The sequence below is a fragment of the Mycobacterium sp. SMC-11 genome (assembly GCF_046250095.1).
GTDB lineage: Bacteria > Actinomycetota > Actinomycetes > Mycobacteriales > Mycobacteriaceae > Mycobacterium > Mycobacterium heraklionense_A.
The window spans coordinates 1,717,925-1,738,995 of the sequence record NZ_CP176430.1; the positions used below are offsets into that span (position 1 = coordinate 1,717,925).

The 21,071-nt window shown below is 67.2% G+C and carries 18 protein-coding genes; 10 read left to right on the top strand and 8 right to left on the bottom strand.

The features are described 5' to 3' along the window. Window positions 1-124: 124 nt before the first annotated feature. A complete protein-coding gene (locus ACKY0X_RS08085; RefSeq protein ID WP_409429011.1) occupies window positions 125-811 on the top strand; it encodes a TetR family transcriptional regulator in 687 nt (228 codons plus the stop codon). Next, on the top strand, window positions 811-1,476 hold the full coding sequence (locus tag ACKY0X_RS08090) for a TetR family transcriptional regulator (protein ID WP_409429012.1): 666 nt from the start codon (window positions 811-813) through the stop codon (window positions 1,474-1,476). The genes ACKY0X_RS08085 and ACKY0X_RS08090 overlap by 1 nt, the downstream gene beginning before the upstream one ends. 5 nt (window positions 1,477-1,481) lie before the next feature. On the opposite strand, the gene ACKY0X_RS08095 is transcribed toward ACKY0X_RS08090, so the two are convergent. From ACKY0X_RS08095 to ACKY0X_RS08105, 3 genes are all read right to left on the bottom strand, one after another. After that, entirely contained in the window at window positions 1,482-1,847 is a 366-nt protein-coding gene (locus tag ACKY0X_RS08095) for a PAS domain-containing protein (protein ID WP_024440654.1), read from the bottom strand. A gap of 411 nt (window positions 1,848-2,258) precedes the next feature. Continuing rightward, a complete protein-coding gene (locus ACKY0X_RS08100; protein ID WP_409429549.1) occupies window positions 2,259-4,067 on the bottom strand; it encodes a putative bifunctional diguanylate cyclase/phosphodiesterase in 1,809 nt (602 codons plus the stop codon). Between the two features lie 235 nt (window positions 4,068-4,302). After that, complete coding sequence (locus ACKY0X_RS08105) at window positions 4,303-4,752, bottom strand: MarR family winged helix-turn-helix transcriptional regulator (RefSeq protein ID WP_046282548.1); 450 nt, start codon at window positions 4,750-4,752, stop codon at window positions 4,303-4,305. A 133-nt stretch (window positions 4,753-4,885) separates the two neighbouring features. On the opposite strand from ACKY0X_RS08105, the gene ACKY0X_RS08110 reads away from it, so the two are divergent. From ACKY0X_RS08110 to ACKY0X_RS08125, 4 genes are all read left to right on the top strand, one after another. Further along, window positions 4,886-6,889 carry an ATP-binding cassette domain-containing protein gene (locus ACKY0X_RS08110; protein WP_409429550.1) on the top strand — a complete coding sequence of 668 codons (2,004 nt, stop codon included), beginning with the start codon at window positions 4,886-4,888 and terminating at the stop codon, window positions 6,887-6,889. Between the two features lie 65 nt (window positions 6,890-6,954). Next, window positions 6,955-7,695: a CbiQ family ECF transporter T component gene (locus ACKY0X_RS08115; RefSeq protein WP_409429551.1), complete on the top strand. Its 741-nt coding sequence runs from the start codon at window positions 6,955-6,957 to the stop codon at window positions 7,693-7,695. Between the two features lie 109 nt (window positions 7,696-7,804). Beyond that, window positions 7,805-8,677, top strand: a complete 873-nt coding sequence (locus tag ACKY0X_RS08120; protein ID WP_409429013.1) for a hypothetical protein — start codon at window positions 7,805-7,807, stop codon at window positions 8,675-8,677. 106 nt (window positions 8,678-8,783) lie between these two features. Then, on the top strand, window positions 8,784-9,095 hold the full coding sequence (locus ACKY0X_RS08125) for a hypothetical protein (protein ID WP_409429014.1): 312 nt from the start codon (window positions 8,784-8,786) through the stop codon (window positions 9,093-9,095). A gap of 19 nt (window positions 9,096-9,114) precedes the next feature. On the opposite strand, the gene ACKY0X_RS08130 is transcribed toward ACKY0X_RS08125, so the two are convergent. Genes ACKY0X_RS08130 through ACKY0X_RS08140 form a run of 3 tightly spaced genes read right to left on the bottom strand, consistent with a single transcriptional unit; the run spans window position 9,115 to window position 13,894 of the window. Further along, window positions 9,115-10,446 (bottom strand): extracellular solute-binding protein, encoded by a 1,332-nt coding sequence (locus tag ACKY0X_RS08130; RefSeq protein WP_409429015.1) that lies wholly within the window; start codon window positions 10,444-10,446, stop codon window positions 9,115-9,117. Next, window positions 10,443-11,285: a carbohydrate ABC transporter permease gene (locus ACKY0X_RS08135; RefSeq protein WP_409429016.1), complete on the bottom strand. Its 843-nt coding sequence runs from the start codon at window positions 11,283-11,285 to the stop codon at window positions 10,443-10,445. The genes ACKY0X_RS08130 and ACKY0X_RS08135 overlap by 4 nt, the downstream gene beginning before the upstream one ends. Continuing rightward, window positions 11,279-13,894, bottom strand: coding sequence for a helix-turn-helix transcriptional regulator (locus ACKY0X_RS08140; protein WP_409429017.1), 2,616 nt, complete (start codon window positions 13,892-13,894; stop codon window positions 11,279-11,281). Before ACKY0X_RS08140 ends, ACKY0X_RS08135 begins: the two co-directional genes overlap by 7 nt. 247 nt (window positions 13,895-14,141) lie before the next feature. Between ACKY0X_RS08140 and ACKY0X_RS08145 the strand changes: the two genes are divergently transcribed. Further along, entirely contained in the window at window positions 14,142-14,645 is a 504-nt protein-coding gene (locus ACKY0X_RS08145) for a lipoprotein LpqH (RefSeq protein WP_409429018.1), read from the top strand. 81 nt (window positions 14,646-14,726) lie between these two features. After that, window positions 14,727-16,148 (top strand): amino acid permease, encoded by a 1,422-nt coding sequence (locus ACKY0X_RS08150; protein WP_409429019.1) that lies wholly within the window; start codon window positions 14,727-14,729, stop codon window positions 16,146-16,148. A gap of 26 nt (window positions 16,149-16,174) precedes the next feature. Here the strand turns inward: ACKY0X_RS08150 and ACKY0X_RS08155 are convergent, their stop codons facing one another. Both ACKY0X_RS08155 and ACKY0X_RS08160 read right to left on the bottom strand, forming a co-directional pair. Next, window positions 16,175-17,047 carry a carbohydrate ABC transporter permease gene (locus ACKY0X_RS08155; protein WP_409429020.1) on the bottom strand — a complete coding sequence of 291 codons (873 nt, stop codon included), beginning with the start codon at window positions 17,045-17,047 and terminating at the stop codon, window positions 16,175-16,177. A 26-nt stretch (window positions 17,048-17,073) separates the two neighbouring features. Further along, window positions 17,074-18,090, bottom strand: coding sequence for a DUF2804 family protein (locus ACKY0X_RS08160; RefSeq protein ID WP_409429021.1), 1,017 nt, complete (start codon window positions 18,088-18,090; stop codon window positions 17,074-17,076). Between the two features lie 63 nt (window positions 18,091-18,153). On the opposite strand from ACKY0X_RS08160, the gene ACKY0X_RS08165 reads away from it, so the two are divergent. Beyond that, window positions 18,154-19,680 (top strand): TldD/PmbA family protein, encoded by a 1,527-nt coding sequence (locus tag ACKY0X_RS08165; RefSeq protein ID WP_409429022.1) that lies wholly within the window; start codon window positions 18,154-18,156, stop codon window positions 19,678-19,680. Then, window positions 19,677-21,053: a metallopeptidase TldD-related protein gene (locus tag ACKY0X_RS08170; protein WP_409429023.1), complete on the top strand. Its 1,377-nt coding sequence runs from the start codon at window positions 19,677-19,679 to the stop codon at window positions 21,051-21,053. The genes ACKY0X_RS08165 and ACKY0X_RS08170 overlap by 4 nt, the downstream gene beginning before the upstream one ends. Window positions 21,054-21,071 lie beyond the last annotated feature (18 nt).

Sequence of the window (21,071 nt, forward strand, 5' to 3'; positions counted from 1 at the left end):
TCCGAATGTCATCAGAGGTGAATGACGATTTCAAGTATAGAAATGAGTCAACTTCATCATTCGGCTGATACCGTAACCCGGGTGTGGTACGACTGCTGGTCAGCGACGAGGCTGAGATCGCGCGTTGGCTGAGTCGACCGACCGGCGCGCCGATGCGACGCGCCAGCAGATCATCCGTGCCGCGGCGCATCAGTTCGCCCAGCGGCCCTTTCACGACGTCGGCCTCGACGACATTCTGGCTGAAGCGGAATTGACCAAGGGCGCGATGTATTTCCATTTCCGCTCTAAGCACGCGCTGGCCTTGGCCGTCATCGACGAACAACTCGCCAAGACGGGCACCGCGATCCGGGCATTGGTGGACCGCAAGCTTTCCGGCTTGGAAACGCTGCTTGACGTGGGCTACCTCATGGCAGTCGAAGACCTCACCAGCGACAGCGCCCGAGCAATGCTGCACCTGCTGCCGGTGGTGGGCGGCGCCGAGGGGCTGCAGGCCACCGTGCTCAACAATGCGATTCAGGCGTTGGGCGTGGTGACCGAGCGGGCGATCACCGAAGGCGACGTCCTCGACCGCGATCCGCACGATGTGGCCCGGATGATGGTGGCGCTTTACCTGGGTCTGCGACAGGCCGGCAATCTTGATGAGCCCGAACAGTTCTTGCGTGAGTTGGAGCGGGTCTGGTCGGTTGTGCTGCCCAGTGTGGTGCCTGCCGATCGCATCGACTATTTCGTTCAGTTCGTCCGTCGGCGCACTGCCTTGGCAATCAAGACCACGGCGGCGAAGGCGGCGGTGCCCGAAGGGGAGGCCGGCTGATGGCGCGCCAGGTCCGGTCCGAGGCGACTCGGCGCAAGCTACTCGATGCGGCCATCGACGTCTTCGGCGAGGCCGGTTACGTCGCTGCCGGGCGAACCGCGATCATCGAGCGGGCCGGGGTGACCAAGGGGGCGCTGTACCACCACTTCGACTCGATGGATTCGTTGGTGACGGCCATCATCGAGGGCGGGTTCGCCACGGTCTTGACCACGTTCCGGAGCATGTGCCAGCCGTCCTCGCCCGCTCTGGAGGGGATGATCCACGGCATGTTCGCCGTCACGGAGCTGTTGTCCGTCGACAAGGAGGCGCGGGCAGCGGGCCATCTGGTCTTCGCACTGGCCGAATCCAACGAATTGGGGGCCGAGGTCGGCGGCGAATGGGCGGACGCGGTCACCGCCCAGACCGCGCGCGCGATCGCCGAGGGCGACCTGTGCGAGGAACTCGATGCCCGCCAAGTTGCCGAGTCGATCACCTCGGCTATGCTCGGCACGTGGCTGCTGACGCACTACGCCGGTGACAGCATCGGCCGGGTGAGCCGGATGTGGGAGACGCTGTTGCCGGCGATCGTGGTGGCCGACTCACTGCCGTATTTCCGGCAGTTCCTGGCCCGCGACGCGCTGCGCTATCAGAACGGCACTGACGGCGCGTCGTCCGCTGCGCCCTGACGGCGCTAGCGCTCTTCCAGCCAGAGTTGCTCGGTGAGGTCTTGGAACGTGGCGAGCGCAACCCGGTCGTCGGCACGTTCGAGTGCCGACTTGCTCATTAGGGCGCGCACCGTCGAGCCGTCCCGATGTTCCAGGGAGACAACCAGATTGGCCAGGGAATGCATCACCGACAGGGCCGATTCCTCGGCCGGTGGAACCTGGCCGAAGATCTGCCGAAACTCCAGAGCCAGCACCTCTTCTTGGGTGTAGCCCAGCATGGCGGCGAACCCGCTGTTGGCGAACAAGATGGTGCCGTCGTCGGCGATCGCGAGCACCGGAACGGGGATCCGCTCGAGCGCGACCAGGGCCGGCAGCTGCCGCAGAGTGTCCATCGGTGCCAGAGGGGTTTGCGCGTTCCGCCGTCGCTCCATGTGTCTGATTATGACGGGCGCCGCGGACACCGTGGGCAGGGTTCGCCGCTGCGGGTAGTGACCGCGGCGCGCGCAATACATAGGCAGCCGACGTGACGTGACGCACAGTCTCGTATGGATTGAACACCATCCAAAAGGTATGTACTATCTCCGCTTATGCGAGGAACTGGTTTGTACGGCTCGGGCGCGCTGCGGCGTGCGCCGAGGCCGGCGAGTTCCTCCCGAAGCTTCGCCCGGGGCACCTTGAGGGGTCCGCATCGCCGTGTGTCGCCGCACGCCGAGCCGCGTTGGTGCACCGCACCGACTGCAGCGCTCGCCGGCAGGCAGACGGGGGTGCGGTTGCGTGCCACTTTCTACCGGGCGATGTTCTTGTCAGATCACCAAAGCCTGACTGTCGGCCAGGAAGGGCATTGCCATCCAGCGTGACGCCAGCATTGCTTCGGCGGCGGGCCCCGGCACCGGGCGGGAGAACAGGAACCCCTGCGCGCGGTGACAGCCGTGCCGCATCAAGGTGAGCGCGGCCGCGGATGTCTCCACACCCTCGGCGACCACCTGCAGGCCGAACGCCTCGGCCAGGGCGATGATCGCTCGGACAATTGCGAGATCGCCCGGATTGACGCCCAATTCGCGCACGAACACGGTGTCGATCTTCAAGGTGTCGACCGGCAGATCCTTCAGGTGTGACAAGACGGCGTAACCCGTACCGAAGTCGTCGATGGCGATCTGCACCCCGGCTTCGCGCAGTTCCGCCAGGGTTCGGCGGGTGCTCTCGATGTTCTGCACCACCGCCCGCTCGGTGATCTCCAGGCATAGCGAACCGGGGCGTAGGCCGAATTCGTTGATGGTTTCCACCACGTTCTGGACGAAACCGCGGGCGGCCAGCTGCACCGGCGAGACATTGACGCGCAGGGTGGCATTGGTCCGGACGCCGTTGGTCTGCCATTGGCTGAATTCTGCGCACGCCGTGCGCATCACCCACCGGCCCAGATCATCGGCCAGGTTGGCGGATTCGGCGATGCTGATGAACGAACTCGGCAACAGCAACCCGCGGGTGGGATGCCGCCAGCGCACCAGCGCCTCCACCGCGACGATGGCGCCGCTCCACAGATCGACCTCGGGCTGGTAGTACAACAGCAACGACTCGTCGTCGATCTTGCCCTGCATGTGCAGTTCGATGTCCTTGCGGAACAAGCTCTTCAAGGACATGTCATCGGTGGAGCTGACGGTCTGGTTCCCACCGCCGCGTTTCGCGGCCAGGACGGCCTCGTCGGCGCGGTGCAGCAGACCGGCGCTGGTGTCTTCCCCGGGCAGGCCGACCGTGACGCCCACGCTGACCGTGCTGTTGACCGTGTGGCCCTGGATCTCCACCCGCTCGCGCAGCGCGCCCTGCAGCCGGTCGGCGAACGTCTCGGCGCTGGCCATCGACATCGGCCAGTCCGGGATGACGACGAATTCGTCCCCGCCGATCCGGGCCGCCATGGTCCGGTTTCCGGCGTACGCACGCAGCCGCCGGGCGAAGTCCTGGATGAACCAGTCGCCGGCGGCATGACCGAGGTAGTCGTTGATCGGCTTGAGCCGGTCGAGGTCGATGTAGAAGACGCCGACCGGGCCGGGATTGCCGGCGACGAGCCGCTCGGACAGGTGCGCGACCAGCGCGCGACGATTGTGCAGGCCGGTCAGGTCATCGTGGTCGGCCAGATAACGCAGCCGCTCCTCGGCCGCGACACGGGCCTGCAACTGCGCGAACAGCGACGCGATCGCCTCGATTGTGTTGAGTTCTTCCGGCCGCCACTTGGGCCGGCGGAACTTGACCAGGCCCAGCATGCCGATGGTCACCGGTCCGGAGATCAGCGGCGCGGTGGCCACCGACAGCGATTCGATGGCATGGTCCATCGACATCTGGCGCACATAGCCCGACTCGTCCGGCTCCGGCCGGATGACCGCCACCCGCTTGCCATGCGCGCAGGTGGTGAAGACCGGATCCGCGGTGGTGAACGAGACGACGGCGAGTGGATCCGGGTTCGGCGGATCGATGCGCGGCGGCCACTCGGCCACCAGCTTGGAGGCCCTGATCTCGTGGTCGTTGTGGCGCAGGAATCCGGCGTCGACGTTGAGTTGCTCCACCAACGTCTGCAGCACACGTTCACTGACCGCGGCAGCTGTCGATGGCGTAGTGGCCATCAGTTGGGCGGCGATCGAGGTGACCAGCGCCAATCTATCCGCCACGATGTCCTTCCCCCGAAGACCGGCAGCCCAGCGGGCGAGCCGCGAGGGCCGCAGGAGGCCTAGGATCGCTTCGGGCCGATGCCGCTGTTGAGCATATTCGAAAAGGCGCTCAAGCTGGAAACTTCTCAGCCGAATTGGCGGCTGCTAGATCGATCGGCGCGGCCCGATGGCGATTGCGACGGCGACGGCGTTAGCGGACCGGTCGGGTCGGGCCGGCTTCGGCCAAGAAGCGGTGCAGCACCTCGACCGCGTCGGCAAGCGTCCGGCGGTCTTCGGCGGAAAGCCGGTCCAATTCGGGGTCCAACGCCGCCGCCCGGTCCTGGCGGACCCGCGCCATGGTCTCGACGCCCTTGTCGGTGATCCGGATCAACACGGCTCGGGCATCGAGCGGGTCGGGGGTGCGGGTGGTAAGGCCGGCGTCCTCGAGACGGCGCACCTGGGTGGTCATCGTCGGCTGGGAGCAATGGTCCACCGCCGCCAAGTCGGAGATCCGGGCCACGTCGAGGTCCTCGATAGTGGACAGCAGTCGGGCCTGTGCCCCCGGAATGGGCAGCGCGACTCGTTGGGTAGCGAGCCGGTTGAGCCGCGAGACAACGCTGAGCAAATCGGCTCCAAGGCTGGCTTGGGCGGGGGCGACCATCGGGCAAGTATTTCACATGCGTGCACGAAAGTGGACCAGCTCGGTCCGCTCAGCGTGGGGCGGTCCGAGCGACTGGCAGAATCGACGGGTGACCAAGACCGGCCAGGGCCTAAACCGAGTCCGGGCGCGGTCGATGCAGCCCTTCGAGATTGCGCAGGCCGCCGTGATGGCGGCGCTGTGCGCGGCGACGGCCATCATCGCGGTTGTGGTGCCCTTCGCCGCTGGTTTGGCGCTGCTCGGCACGGTGCCGATGGGTCTGTTGGCCTACCGCTACCGGATTCGCGTGTTGATCGCCGCCACCGTCGCCGCCGCGACCATCGCATTTCTGATCGCCGGCATGGGCGGCTTCATGACTGTGGTCAACAGCGCCTACATCGGCGGCTTGACCGGCGTTATCAAACGCCATCGCCGCGGCCTGCCCACCGTGGTCGTGGCCTCCGCGGTGGCCGGCGCCATCTTCGGCACCGCTATGGTGCTGGCGCTGACCGTGTTGTCCCGGCTGCGCCACCTGATCTTCGACGCGATCACCGCCAACGTGCACGGGGTTGCGGCCGCCATGGCGCGTATTCCGCTGCCGGAGTTCCAGCGAACTGCCCAGGACCTGAACGGATTTCTCGGTGTGCTGCTGCATTACTGGCAGTGGCTCATCCTGGCCCAGATGACGATCGGCGTCATGATCGTCTCGCTGCTCGGGTGGTGGGCGTTGTCGCGGGTGCTGCACCGGCTCCGCGGGGTGCCCGATGTCCACAAGCTGGACCTTCTGGCCGAGAGCGGTCCAGTAGCGCCGGTCCCTGTCCGGCTGGATCAGGTGCGGTTCCGTTATCCGCAGTCCGACCATGACGCACTCGGCCCGGTAAGCCTGGAAGTCGTCGCCGGTGAGCACGTCGCGATCACTGGCGCCAACGGGTCGGGCAAGACCACCTTGATGCTGCTGCTGGCCGGGCGAGCCCCCACCGCGGGCACCGTTGAGCGCCCCGGCGCGGTGGGGCTCGGTGCGCCCGGAGGCACCGCGGTGGTCATGCAGCATCCGGAAAGCCAGGTGCTGGGCACCCGGGTCGCCGACGACGTGGTGTGGGGCCTGCCGCCGGGAACCAGCACCGACATCGAGCGGCTGCTCGGCGAGGTCGGCCTGGCGGGCTTCGCCGAGCGTGACACCGGTGGCCTGTCCGGCGGGGAGCTGCAGCGGCTGGCGGTGGCGGCGGCGCTGGCCCGCGAACCCGCACTGTTGATCGCCGACGAGGTCACCAGCATGGTCGACCCGCAAGGACGTGAGGCGCTGTTGGGGCTGTTGTCGAAGCTGGCCGGGCGCTCTGACCGGCGTTGCACCTCCTTGGTGCACATCACCCACTACAACGACGAGGCCGGCAGCGCCGACCGGACCATCGACCTGTCCGGGTCCCGCGACAACACCGCCATGGTGGAGACCGCCGAGGTCCCCGCCGCATCCGGCGGAGTCGCACCGGGACACGAGCGCACGCCGGTTCTCGAGTTATCCGGCGTGGGGCACGAATACGCCAGCGGCACGCCGTGGGCCAAGACCGCACTGCGGGACATCAGCTTCAGCGTCGACGACGGCGACGGCTTGTTGATCCATGGCGGCAATGGTTCGGGCAAGTCCACCCTGGCCTGGATCATGGCCGGCCTGACGACGCCGACCACCGGCCGTTGCCTGCTCGGGGGCCGGCCCGCCGACCAGCAGGTGGGGGCCGTCGCGCTGTCTTTCCAGGCGGCGCGGCTGCAGTTGATGCGCAGCCATGTCGGTCTGGAAGTGGCTTCGGCTGCGGGCTTTTCACCGCGTGATCACGCCAGGGTCAGCGCCGCCCTGGCCGCCGTCGGACTGGACGAGGCGCTGGCTGGACGGCGTATCGACCAGCTCAGCGGCGGCCAGATGCGCCGGCTGGTGCTGGCCGGCCTGCTGGCCCGGTCGCCCCGGGCGTTGATCCTCGACGAGCCGCTGGCGGGCCTCGACGCCGCCAGCCGGGACGGCTTGTTGCGACTGCTGGAGGATCTGCGGCGGGAGGGTGGCCTGACGGTGGTGGTCATCTCGCACGATTTCGCCGGCCTTGGCGAGTTGTGCCCGCGGACTCTGCACCTGCACAACGGTGTGCTGGTGCCGGCGCCGGCAGGTGCGGCGTGACGGGGGAGGCGCGCAGCGCCCCTCGGCCGGTGGTGTTGCTGCGGCCGGTTCCCGGCGACTCTGCCATGCACCGACTGTGGGCCGGGACGAAGTTGATCGTGGTCTTCGGCATCTCGGTGTTGCTGACCTTCTATCCCGGCTGGGTGACGATCGGCGCGGTGGCATTGTTGGTGTTCGGCGCGGCCAGGATTGCTCGCATCCCGCGGGGTGCGCTGCCCTCGGTACCCCGCTGGCTGTGGGTGCTGCTGTTGATCGGCGGCGGGACTGCGGCCATGTCCGGCGGCGACCCGGCCGGCCTGGGTGGGCTGTTGTACTTCCTGCGGATCACCGCGTTGTCGATCGTGCTGCTGGGGCTCGGCGCGATGGTGTCGTGGACCACCAACGTCGCGGAGATCGCTCCCGCGGTGGCCACGCTGGGGAGACCGTTGCGGCTGCTTCGCATCCCCGTCGACGAGTGGGCGGTGGCGTTGGCGCTGGCGCTGCGCGCCTTCCCGATGCTGGTCGATGAGTTCCGGGTGCTCTACGCCGCGCGGCGCCTGCGGCCCCGGTTCCGGCCGCGGACCCGGCGGCAACGCCGGCGCCACTGGGCACGCGAGGCCGTCGATCTGATGACTGCGGCCATCACCGTGACTCTGCGCCGGGCCGACGAGATGGGGGACGCGATCACCGCTCGTGGTGGCATCGGCCAGATTTCGGCGTCGCCGACGCGGCCGGGGTTGTCCGACCTGGTGGCCCTGGCGGTGGTGGTCGTAATGTGCGGTGGGGCAGTGGCTGTTGAACTGACGGTGCTGACCGCAGCTGCCTGAACTCGCCGCCTCCTTCGCGAGATTGCACTCACGCGAGTTCTTTGCCCGATTGTGCTGCATGGCTGCAATTTCGGCGCGCTGTCGGTGCCTACGCGCATCCTTGCCCGGTATGAAGGCATTTCTCGGTAGCGAAGCCGTCGCCGCGGGTGCAGTATCTCGGGATCGGCTGGGACGCCGGTTCCGGCGGATGTTCCCCGACGTCTACCTTCCCGCCGACGCGGTCCCGTCATTGCGGGACCGCGTCGGCGGAGCCTGGCTCTGGTCGCGTCGTCGTGGCGTCATCGCCGGTGTCGCGGCGTCCGCGCTGCATGGGGCGCGCTGGGTCCACGACGACACGGTTGTTGAGATGCTGCTGCGTAACGGCCGGCCACCGAGCGGGGTGATCACGCGCAACGAGGCCGTCGCCGACGACGAGCTGACCTTTGTCGGGCGCCTTCCGGTGACCACTCCAGCACGTACCGCATTTGACTTGGCGCGTCACCTACCGCGGGGGCAGGCCCTCGCCCGGCTGGATGCGTTGACGCGGGCCACCCCGTTCGCGGTCGAGCGTGTTCTGCTGCTTGCCGATCGCTATCCAGGCGCCAGGGGATTGCGGCAGCTTCGGGAACTGATGCCGCTCGTCGACGGCGGAGCGGCGTCGCCCAAGGAGACGTGGTTGCGACTCCTGCTCCTCGACGCCGGATTACCCGCACCCACGACGCAGATTCCCGTGCACATCAACTGTCACCTGTTTGCGATGCTCGACATGGGGTGGGAAGAGTTCCGCGTCGCCGCTGAGTACGACGGGGACCAGCACCGTACCGATCGCCGCGAGTACGTCCGTGGTGAACGGCGCCAGCGCAAGCTGCCGCAATTGGGTTGGCTCAACATCAAGGTGATCGCCGAGGATCGGCCGGCCGAGGCGGTCGAACGCGTCTACCGCGCGCTGAGATCGCGGGGATGGAGAGGCGCCCTGACGCCCAGATTGCAAGCACGCAGGTAATTTCCGGCCTTTTCCTGCATGGTTGCAATCTCGGGAGCCGCAGCTGCGGTGAAAACCGTGATAGCCCAGGGCGTGGGCGCGTTCTACAGTGGGTGACGAGGACGCCATGTCACCTGCAATCCGCAACCACCGGATGCCCGCCGCCCTCGCGGCGTGCGGTCTGCTTGCGGCCGGCGTCACGATCAGCCGGTCACCGGCGGAGGCGGTCCCTGGCGCGATGGGCTGCGCTGCAGAGCCGTTCGGGATGCTGTGCGACGGCCCGATCAGCCCCGACAACACCTTCACCCGGTGCCGGATAGTGCGGGGGATGTTGGGCGCGCGAGGTCTGTACCTGCCGGCGACCGAGAAGTGCTGGGTGATCGATCTGAACGACGAGAACCCCAGCTACGGCAATGACCTGCCGCGCCAGCATCTGTGAGCACGTTCGACCGCCGGGGCTACCGGCGTGCGGCCGCGTTCGCGGCGTCCTGCGCTTGGCGTAGGGCGGTGTCGACGGCGGAGCGGCCGAGGAACATCTCGTCGAAATAGGGCTTGATGGCCTGGTTTCCGGCGGCAAATCCCGCGCCGCCGCCCGGGGCGGGGATGCGGGGGCCGTTGAGCACGGTGAAGAAGGGGGTGACGTCCACCCCGCGCCGTGCCCAATAGTCGAAGTAGACCCGTTGTGCGCTGAGCACCGCCGGTATCGCCGCCCCGTGGCGCCCCAGGTAGGCGTTGCCGTCGCGGCTGCCGAGCCAGGCCAGCACCTCCCGTACGGCCGCGGGACGCGGCGATGCGGCGTTGCCGACGGCGGCGATGCCGTTGGTGACACTGACTCGTCCGACGGGCCCGGCGGGCAGCATCGCCACCCCCCACGGGAACGCCGCCTGCTCAGCGACGGCCGCCAGGTTGTAGGTGCCGGACTGAAACAGCGCCATCTTGCCGGCGAGAAACTGGTTGCGGGAGAAGTCGCCGTTGGTGTTGGTCTCCGAGGCCGGCGGTGCCACATGGTCGCCGTTGATCAGCTGCACCAGGTAACCGAAGGCACCGATCGCTGCCGGGTTGTCGAAGGCGAAGTCGTCGCCGCGCTGGAACACTCCGCCGGCAGAGCCGACGTAGTTCAGGTAGATACCCTGCGGGTCGTTGGCGGCGTTGTAGCCCCACTGCCGGATGCGCCGCTGGTCGAAGCCGGGGGCGTTGGCGCTGCGTCCGGCGCTGTCGAGGGTCAGCCGCGCCAGCAGCGGCCGCAGGGTGTCGTGCGCGCCTTGGGGATCCCAGCGCAGCTGCTCCAGCTGCGCGGGAGCGATCCCGGCGGCGGCCACCAGATCCGCGTTGTAGTACACCGCGATCCCGGCGTCGGTCAGTTGCGGGACGCCCCACAGCGTGCCGTCACGGGTGAACTGAGTGACCACCGACGGCTCCCAATCCGAGCCTGCCGCATCGATTTTCATCAGCCGTCCGCTGTCGGCGTAGCCGGCCAGGTAGGCGTTGGAGAGCCAGAAGATGTCGTCGGCGCCGCCACCGGCGACATCGGTGCGCAGCGTGTCGAAGTAGGTCCCGTAGGCGACGACGTTGACGCGCACCTCGATCTCGGGATGGGTGCGATGGAATGCGGCGAACGACTGCCGGTAGGCGTTCGCGACCTGTTCGTCCCACAGTCGTACCGTCACCACCGTCGTGCCGGCCGCCGACCGGTTCGAGGCCCCGTCGAGCAGCACCGCCGCGGCGCCGAGCAGGACGGCCAGGACCACCACCGCCGCGGCGAACACGGTGGAGAACCGCGGCCGGCTCACTTGATCCCCGTGACGACGATCGACTGCACGATTCGGCGCTGGAACACCATGAACAACACGATCAGGGGAATCATCGCCACCGTGGTGGCTGCCATCACCAACGTCCACTGCGCGTTGTAGCGCGACTGCAGGGCGGCGGTGGCCACCGTGAGCACCCGCCACTTGTCTCCGCTGGTGATCACCAACGGCCACATGAAGTTGTTCCACTGTGAGACCACGGTGATCAGCCCGAGCGTGACCAGGATCGGCCTGCTGGCCGGCAGCATCACGTGCACGATCACGTCCAGGGTGTTGGCTCCGTCGAGTCGTGCGGCGTTGATCAGATCATTGGGGACGGTGCGGAAATGCTGGCGGAGCAAAAAGATCGCATACGGCGATCCGAACACGAACGGCAATACCAACGCCCAGAACGTGTTCCGCAGGCCCAGCTGCGCCATCATCAGATACAGCGGCACCACGGTCACGGTGGCCGGCACCATCAGGGTCGCCACATACACCCAGAACAACTTGTCGCGGCCTGGAAACTCCAGCCGTGCGAACGCGTAGGCGGCCAGCACCGAGAAACTCAGCTGTCCCACCACGATCACCGCCGTCATCAACGTCGTAACCGCCGCCGCTCGGCCGAATCCGGCCCCGCCAAGATCGCCGTAGTTGTCCAGTGTCGGCGGGTGCGGCCAGGACAGCGGGGAACCGGTGGCGAATTGGCGGGCCGGGGTGAACGAGGTCAACAGCCCGAGCCCGAAGGGCGCCAGCGTGATCAGCGCGCCGATCGTCAGCAGCGCGTAGATGGCGGAGGCTCGAATGTTCTTGTGCGGAATGCGAGAAGTACTGATCAACATGGGGTGGGGAGCTCGCTGGGGTTTTGGTAGGCGTAGGCGGCGGCTTGGGTGCGGTTGTGCACGCCCAGTTTGGCCATGATGGCGCAGACGTGGGTGTTGGCGGTTTTAGTGCTGATGTAGAGGGCGGTGGCGATTTCGGCGTCGCTGCGCCCGGCGGCAAGGAGTTCGAGGACGTCGCGTTGGCGCTTGGTGAGGCCACGTGGGTCGGCGCTGGTGTCTTTGCGGCGGCGGTCGGGATCGCGGCCGCGCAGGTGGGCGAGACGCTGCTGGGTGCGCCGGGCCGCGGCACGGGCGCCAAGCTGGCGGAAGGTGCCCAGCGCGGCCTCAACGGCGTCGATGTCGCCGCTGAGTTGAGCGATGGCGGCATCGTAGGGACAGTCGCGAAGCATCCACTCCTGCGTGGCCGCGTACCAATCCCCGTTGATCTCACGTTCATAGGGCGTGGCAGCGATGACGTCAAGACCGGATCGGTCACCGGCCAGATGAGCCCAGCGCCGCAGCGAACCCCCGAGCCACGCGTAGGCGGTGCTGGACACCGTGCGAACCTCGGCCGCGCAGCGGTGGACCGCCTCGTCGTCATCGGCCAGCCAGGCAGCCTCGGCGCGTGCGGCGCAGACAGGCAGGCGTAGCAGGCTGCCCGTCGCAGCCTCAAGGGCTTCGTCGAGCAGCGGCCACACCGGTTCCTCGCCACGGCGTGCCCGGATCAAGGCGACCGTGATCAACGGCGCGATCCGGTGTTGGGGCGCCAGTTCCCGCTGGGTCAGGATCTGCTCGGCCGCCAGCGCGGCAGAGGTCCAGTCGCCGCCGGCCAGACCGGTCAGTGCCTGGAGCCCGGCCACCAAGGTCTGGAGCATGCCAAGTTCGCGGTCGTCGAGGTAGGCCGCGACTTCGGCGAGGTAACGCTCCGCGCGACCGAAATCGCCGCGCACGACAGCGAAGGTGCCGAGGAGGACGCCCAGGATTCCGCTGTGCTCCTCGATGCGCGGGGCCGCGGCCGCTTCTCGCCAGACCTCCTCGAACCCGTCCCAGCCGGTGTCGCTGCAGAACACGGTGGTGAGTGCAGCATATCCGCGGGCGTGGATCACCACGGCAGGGTCGCGGAAGTGGGCGCCGAGGGACTTCGCGCGGGCCGCATATCGTGCACAGGCGGGGTCTAAGGCAAGAGCGGCGATGTGCGCCATGTTGATCAGCGACCAAGCCAACTGCGGGGACGGTTCGAGGTCTTCGAGCAACCGCAATGACGCGTGCGCCGCCGCCAAGGCTTCGGCCGGGCGTCCCAGCAGCTGCAGGACGTGCGACAGCCGGCGCAGATCCTCAGCCTCCTCGTGACGATTTCCCAACTGCCGGCGGAGCGCGATGGCCTGCCGCCATGACAACATCGCCGCTTCGGCCTGGCCGGTCAGATAACTGCTGAATGCGTGCCGTTCGAGCCACAGCACCTGGTGCTCGTCGGGGATGGTGCCGGCGTGGCGCAGCACCAACGCATACAGGTCGGCGGCTTGCCGATGGGCGCCAAATCCTGCGGCGCGCTCGGCAGCTGCGGGGCCAAAGCTGATGAGTGTGTCGGTGTCGCCGGCCTTTTCGGCGTGAAATGTCAACGTCGCCAGGGTGTCCGGCTCGATCGGGGGTTCTAACAATGCGGTCAGTGCTCGCTTGTGCAGCACTCGGCGCTGATAGTCGGGGATCTGCTCGACGATGGCACGGCGGGTCAGCTCGTGGCGGAATCCCACCGCGTCTGCGTCGGCTACCAGCACTCCGGCGGCGAGGCACTCGCTCAGCGTGCCCGCTGCGCCGGGCGATACCGTTTCGAGCAGTGCGGGGTGCACGCGTGGACCGCAGATCGCTGCCGCGTGTGCGGTTTCGCGTCCGGCGGCCGACAGTCGCGCGAGTCGGCCCCGCACCGCCTCGGAGACACTGCATGGCAGGTCGCCATCGCCTAGCGCATCCGGCCCGGCGGCCAACATCTCCGTAACGAGAAACGCGTTCCCATCGGTAAGTCGGTACAACGCTTGGGCGTTGATGCCGCTGCCGGCGGCCAACGCGGCTACCCCTGCAGCGCTGAGCGGGTCCAACGCCATGCGAGTCACGGTCGCCCAGGTAGCCACATCACCCAACAACACGGCCAGCGGATGGGTGGGGCCGATCTGGTCGTCGCGGTAGGACACCAGCAACAGCACCGGCAGTGTGTCGATTCGCCGGGCCACGTAGCGCAGCAGATCCAGGGCGGCGCCGTCGGCCCAGTGCAAGTCCTCGATCACACACACCGAAGGGGTGCCATCGCCGACGACGCCGACCAGCTGGGCATAGATCGCCTCGGTGTCTCCGGCATCGATGGCGGCGCGTATCGAGGAGCCTTGACTCGCGGGAAGGTAGGCAAGCATGTCGATGAACGGGCCCAGCGGCCGCGGGGTGGCCAGGCCGTCGCACCAGCCCCGCAACACCCGGGTGCCCGGATCGAGTGTGGCGAGAAACTGGGCGATCACCGTGGTCTTGCCCGCGCCGGCTTCGCCACGCAGCAAAACCAGCTGCCCGTGCCCCCGGGTGGCGGTCCGATAGCAGCGATGCAGGGTGCTCAGCGTCGTGTCGCGTTCGAGCAGACGGCTCACCACGGCCAACCCCCTCCCGCGTCGGGTCCGAGACCGCGCATTCCGGAGCAAATATCAGGTAATTACCCGATGCGCCGAGGTTGGGCCGCCCAGCACACTCCCCAATGAGCGTGGCGGGCGGTCTGCCACGGGCGTCAGCACACCGCCATCTGATCAGGATGCGGGATAAAGCCTAGCCCGCCAGCCCCCGCCCGCGCCCACCAAACAGCACGAAACCAGGCACGTGACCACCCACAACAAAGGAGTACCGGTGAAGCGTTCAGTAACGGTTGCCGCAGCAGCGGCAGCAATCGCGGTCGTAGGTCTGTCGGGGTGCTCCAGCGACAAGAAGTCGGAAACCACTCACGCATCCTCCTCGAGCGCCGCGAGCTCTTCGAGTGGATCCAGTGCGTCGGTGAATGTCGGCGGCGCTGCGGCAACCACGAAAGTCACCATCGACGGCCAAGACCAGAACGTCACCGGCACCACCGTGTGCACGACGATGGCCGGCGACGTCAACATCGCGATCGGCGGAGCGGCCACCGGGATCGCCGCGGTGCTCACCGACGCCAACCCTCCGGAGGTGAAGTCGGTCGGGCTGGGCAACGTCAACGGTGTGACGCTGGCATACACCGCGGGCACCGGGCAGGGCGACGCCAAGGCGACCAAGGACGGCAACGGATACAAGATCAGCGGCACCGCGACCGGGATCGACACGGCCAACCCGATGCAGCCGGTGAACAAGCCCTTCGAAATCGATGTGACCTGTTCCTAGTCCGCTTCGTCGTGTTGTAACCCGTGGTGCCGGTCGGGGCGTGTTCAATGATGGACACGAACCGTCCAGCTAGGGGCACCAATGTCAACGCCGGCGCTCAGCCTGTCACGGCAGATGCTGCGGCGTCGGCCGGTGAACGGTGCACCGATCCCGACCGGGGGCACGAACCACCTGCGACGCAGGCTCGGCGGCTTTCGGCTCACCATGTTCGGCGTCGGCTCGACGGTCGGCACGGGGATCTTCTTTGTCTTCCCGGTGGCGGTACCGCAAGCCGGCCCGGCGGTGGTCGTTTCGTTCATCATCGCCGGGGCCGCAGCGGGTCTGGCCGCGATTTGCTACGCGGAGTTGGCTTCGGCGGTGCCCATTTCGGGGTCGGCATACTCGTATTCCTATGCCACCCTCGGTGAGTTCATGGCCGTGGTTGTCGGGGCATGCCTGCTGCTCGAATACGGGGTGTCTACCGCCGCGGTGTCAGTGGGGTGGAGTCAGTACCTGAACAAGCTGTCGCTCAATGTCTTCGGATTCTCGGTACCGCCTGCTATTTCATCGGCACCATGGGATTCCGAGGGTGGCTTCGTCAATCTGCCAGCCATCGTCTTGGTGGCAATATGTGCGGCTCTGTTGATCGGCGGCACCAGTGAGTCGGCCAAGGTCAATGCTGTAATGGTGGTGATCAAGCTCGGCGTGCTGCTGATGTTCGCGGTGATCGCGTCAACGGCGTTCAGAGCGAACCACTTCACGGACTTCGCCCCGTTCGGATTCTCGGGAATCAGCTGGGCAGCGGGCACGATCTTCTTCTCCTACGTCGGTCTCGACGCGGTATCCACCGCCGGTGAAGAGGCCAAAGACCCGCAGCACACGATCCCGCGGGCAATCATCGCGGCACTGCTGATCGTGACCGGTGTCTATGTGATTGTCGCGGTGGCCGCCATGGGCAGCCAGCCGTGGCAGGACTTCGAGGGGCAAAGCGCAGGCCTGGCCGTGATTGTGGACCACATCACCGGAAACCGCTTAGGCGGAACCGTCTTGGCCGTGGGCGCGGTGATCTCGATCTTCTCGGTCACCTTGGTCACGATGTACTGCCAGACGCGCATCCTGTTCGCGATGGGTCGCGACGGCCTAATGCCGGCGACGTTCGCCAAGGTCAACACGCGCACCGGGACACCCGCAACCAACACCATGATCGTCGCGGTTGTGGCGGCAGCCCTCGCCGGTCTGGTTCCGCTTCAGCGTCTGGCCGAAACGGTTTCCATCGGCGCCTTGACCGCGTTCATCGTCGTGTCCGTGGCGGTGGTTGTGCTCCGGGTCCGGGAACCGGATCTGCCTCGCGGATTCAAGGTGCCCGGCTATCCGATCACACCAATCTTGTCGGTCGTGGTTTGCGGATGGATCATGTGCAGCCTGCACCGCTACACCTGGATCGTGTTCGCCGGCTGGCTAGCGGTCGCATTGATCTTCTACCTGGTGTGGGGTCGCCGTCACAGCGCACTCAACGGCGGTTAGAACGCAAGCACAGCAACGATGTGGGCTCACGTGAGGTCGTAGCTGACCCGCCGGCCCAACGACAGCTGCTGAACGACCGTCACCGAAACCAGTACGGCGAACAGCACCAGTGCCATCACCGCGGCCCGGCCGATCGCCGCCGCCCCGAATGCCTCGTCATAGATCCGGTGGGCGATCAGGTCGGTGCGGCCGCCCGGTCCGCCGCCGGTCAGCGCGTACACCGTGTCGAACACCTGCGCCGCGCTGACCACCCCGGTGACCAGCACAAAGAACATCGTGGGCCGCAGCATCGGCAGGGTGACGCGCCAGAACCGCTGCCACCCGTTGGCGCCATCGATGCGCGCCGCCGACAGCACCTGGGTCGGGATGGCCAGGATGCCGGCCAGGAAGAACAGCGCGACGTAGCCGACGTTGGTCCACACCACCACCGCCGAAGTCACCGGCAGCGCCAGCCCCGGATCGGTGAGCCATTCGATGCGGTGACCGAGCACGGTGCTCACCGCGCCGTCCGTGGGGCTCAGAATCCAGCGCCACAGCACCGCGATCGCCAGCGGTGCGCAGATCCACGGCAGCACATACACGGTGCGAAACACGGCGCTGCCGGGCAGCCCGCGCGCCAGCAAGAGCGCCACACCCAACCCCAGCGCGGTCTGTAGTGGGACGACGAACGCGACGAAAAGTATCGTTACCACAAGGGAATTGCCGAATGCCGGATCGGTCAGCACCGATCGCCAGTTCTCCGCGCCGACATAACGGATCGGCCCCAGCAGATCCCAGCGGTGCAGGCTCAGCCACACCACCACCAGCATCGGCAGCAGCAAGAACGTCACCACCCCGAACAGGCTGGGGGCGAGCAGGGCGTAGCCCAGCGTCGCAGACCGGGGGGCGCGGCGGCTCATAGGAGTATTTAAGCGCTTGCGTCGACTCAAAACCGGGTCTTCATCCGCTCAAGAATCCCGGGCACGTTGCCGAAGGAGTAGGACTGGCCGGCCAGGGAAGTCACGGTGCCGCGGTAGGTCCCGGCGAGTTGCCAGTAGTCGATCGCGGCCGCGACCAGGTTGACCTTGACCACCTTGCGCCCTGCAGGCGTGAAGGTCACATCGAGCCGGCCGTCACGGTCACGGACGTGCACGGTCGACAGCGGATCGGCGGACCCGAAATCGAACTGGACTCCCACGAGCGGCTCCACGGCACCGGGAACCCAGTTCGACGACTCGTCATCGTCGTCGTTGACCTCCGGCCGGTCGACGAAGTTGGATCCGACGACACCGCCGGCCATTGCGACCGCGAAGGTGCCCCACGTCCAGAACGTCGAATACGGGAATTGCGAACGATGCTCATCGAGGATGGCGAAGTCGCGGGCCCGCTCGAACGCATAGGTTCGGTCACCGACGGTGAGCGTGCCGTCGACCGGAAACGGCTGCTTGAACGTGTAGTAGTCGATCGCCGACGTGAGTTTGGCGCTGAGGCTGAGCGGTGGCGCCGCGCCCGCCACATACAGGGTCAGCGCACCGGTGATCGCGGGCCCGCGCCGGTCTGCCGCACAGTCGAAGCGCACGGTGATCGTGTGGGCGTCGACATCGAAGTCGTAGTCGAGCAGATAGCGGCGCGTCTGGACCCGACAGCGACCACCATGCAGCAGGTCGTCGGGCAGGTCCAGAGTGGCGCCCCGGAACCGCGCACTCTTCTCCACCAGGACACCGGTCGCCCGATCGCGAATGAACAGCTCCGACGACGCCAGGTACTTCACGTCCTGCATGATCATGGCGCCCGACATCTCGGGGTGGATCAAGGCGAACCCCACCCACTCTTTGAGCCGGAACTCGCGCCAGAGGCGCGACAAGCCGCGGTGCGCGTCGACCGGGTTGGTGTCGCGGACCCGGCCATCGAAGCGGCCGTAGCGTCGAACACCGTCTTCAACCAGTCGCTGAGGCGCCGTCACGCCGTGATCATTAATTGACACCTATGCCGTGGTCAACCATCGGCACGTCGTTACGGTGGACGGGTGACAGCGAATCGGGGGATTGACGCCGAGTTTCTGGCCCTGCCCCGCCACGAGCTGGCCGACGCCGCATTGTCGGCGGCCAGAGCGGCCGGCGCCGAGCATGCCGACCTGCGGATTCACCGGATCGCGACCGAGGTCATCCGGCTGCGCGACGGCGAGTTGGAGACCGCCGTCGTCAACCGCGAGCTCGGCTTAGCGGTGCGGGTGGTGGTCGACGGCACCTGGGGCTTCGCCTCGCATGCCGAACTGGCGCCGGCCGTAGCGGCTGACACCGCTCGTCGTGCTGTGCAGGTCGCCAAGACGCTGGCGGTGCTCAACGCCGAACGTGTCGAACTGGCCGCCGAGCCGGTGTACCGCGACGCGACGTGGGTGTCGGACTATCTGATCGACCCGTTCGAGGTACCCACCGCTGACAAGATCGATGTGCTGGAGGACTACTCGGGTCGGCTACTCGCCTCCAAAAAGGGAGGAGCCGGGGTGGACCACGTGTCCGCTTCCGTTACCGCGGTCAAGGAGCAGACCTTCTACGCCGATGTGTTCGGATCGTCGATCACTCAGCAGCGGGTGCGGCTGATGCCGGTCTGCGATGCGGTCACCGTCGGACCGGACGGTTTCGACTCGATGCGAACGCTGGCACCGCCGACGGCGCGCGGTTGGGAAGCGGTGGCCGGTGACGAGATCTGGGACTGGTCGGGCGAGCTGTCCGAACTTCCGGTGTTGCTGGCCGAGAAGGTTAAGGCGCCCAGCGTGACCGCCGGACCGACCGATTTGGTGATCGACCCGACGAACCTGTGGCTGACCATCCACGAATCCATCGGGCATGCAACCGAATACGATCGAGCCATCGGTTACGAGGCGGCCTACGCGGGTACGTCGTTCGCCACCCCGGACAAGCTCGGCACCCTGCAATACGGCTCGCCGGTGATGAACGTGACCGCCGACCGCACGGTGCCCTACGGGTTGGCCAGCATCGGCTACGACGACGAAGGCGTGGCAGCCCAGAGCTGGGACCTGGTGCGCGACGGGCGATTCGTGGGCTATCAACTGGACCGGGTATTCGCGCCCAGGTTAGGTCAGTCTCGTTCCAACGGGTGCTCATACGCGGACTCGCCGCATCATGTCCCGATCCAGCGAATGGCCAACGTGTCACTGCAGCCGGGAACCGAGGACCTATCCACCGCAGATCTGATCGGCCGGGTGGACAACGGCATCTACATCGTCGGCGATCGGTCGTGGTCGATTGACATGCAGCGCTACAACTTTCAGTTCACCGGGCAGCGGTTCTTCCGGATCCGTGACGGTCGCCTCGACGGGCAGCTGCGCGATGTGGCCTATCAGGCGACCACCACCGATTTCTGGAACGCCATGGAGGCCGTCGGCGGCGCCTCGACATGGCGGCTGGGCGGGGCGTTCAACTGCGGCAAGGCGCAGCCCGGTCAGGTGGCCGCGGTCAGCCACGGCTGTCCGTCGGCGCTGTTCCGCGGGATCAACGTGCTCAACACGCGCAGCGAGGGGGGCCGGGAATGATTGGGCCACAGCAGGTCATCGACACCGCGCTGGCGGCGAGCCGGCGGGGCGCCGATAACAACACCGAGACCATCGTTCTGGTCACCGACCGAACCGAGGCGTCGCTGCGCTGGGCCGGTAACTCGATGACCACCAACGGGGTGTCGAGCAGCCGAACCACCACCGTCATCTCGATCGTCTCCGACGACGAGGGCGCTCGGGTCGGCTCCCTGTGCTCCGCCGAAGTGGATCCGGCGCTGATCCCCGAGTTGGTCGCGGCCTCGATGGAGGCGGCCGCGGGCGCACCGGAGGCTCGCGACGCCGCGGAACTGCTGGGCGGCTCCGTCGTCCCGGAGGACTGGGACGCCCCGCTCCCGCAGACCGGCGCGGAGGTCTTTGCCGGGTTGGCCAGCTCGTTGAGCCGAGGTTTTCGAGGCGCCGACCAGCTCTACGGGTTCGCCCGCCACGAGGTGGAGACGACGTTCCTGGCGTCCTCGACTGGATTGCGGCGCCGTTTCACCCAGCCCACCGGGACGGTGGAGATCAACGCCAAACGCAATGGCGCCAGTGCATGGGCGGGGATCAGCACCCCGGATTTCGTTGACGTGCCGGCAGATTCGCTGCTGGAGCAGCTCTCGACGCGCTTGGGCTGGGCGGCGCGCACCGTCGAGTTGCCGGCCGGGCGCTACGAGACGTTGATGCCACCTTCGACCGTGGCCGACATGATGATCTATCTCGGTTGGACGATGAGCGGCCGCGGAGCGCAGGAGGGCCGTACCGCGTTGTCGGCGCCCGGCGGCGGTACCCGGGTGGGGGAGCGATTGTCCGAACTGCCCCTGACGCTGTACTCCGACCCGCATGCGTTCGGGCTCGAGTGCGCGCCGTTCGTGGCGACGGGCACCTCGTCGGAGACCGCCTCGGTGTTCGACAACGGCCTGGACATCGGTTGCGTGGACTGGATCCGCGGTGGGGTGATCAACGCGCTGGCCTACCCGCGGGCGGCTGCCGCCGAGTTCGGCGTCCCGGTCGCCCTTGCCGCCGATAACCTGTTGATGACTGGCGGTTCGGCCAGCATGGACGAGATGATCGCCTCGACCGAGCGTGGGCTGCTGTTGACCACGCTGTGGTACATCCGCGAGGTGGATCCGACCACGCTGCTGTTGACCGGGCTGACCCGCGACGGCGTCTATTTGGTCGAGGACGGCAAAGTGACTGCGGCGGTGAACAATTTTCGATTCAACGAAAGTCCGCTGGATCTGCTGCGCCGCGCCACCCAGGCCGGCATCGCCGAGCCGACACTGCCCCGGGAGTGGGGCGACTGGGCGACCCGGGCGGTGATGCCGTCACTGCGGATTCCCGACTTCCACATGTCGTCGGTGAGCCAGGCGACCTAAGCATGTCGAACCCTCCGG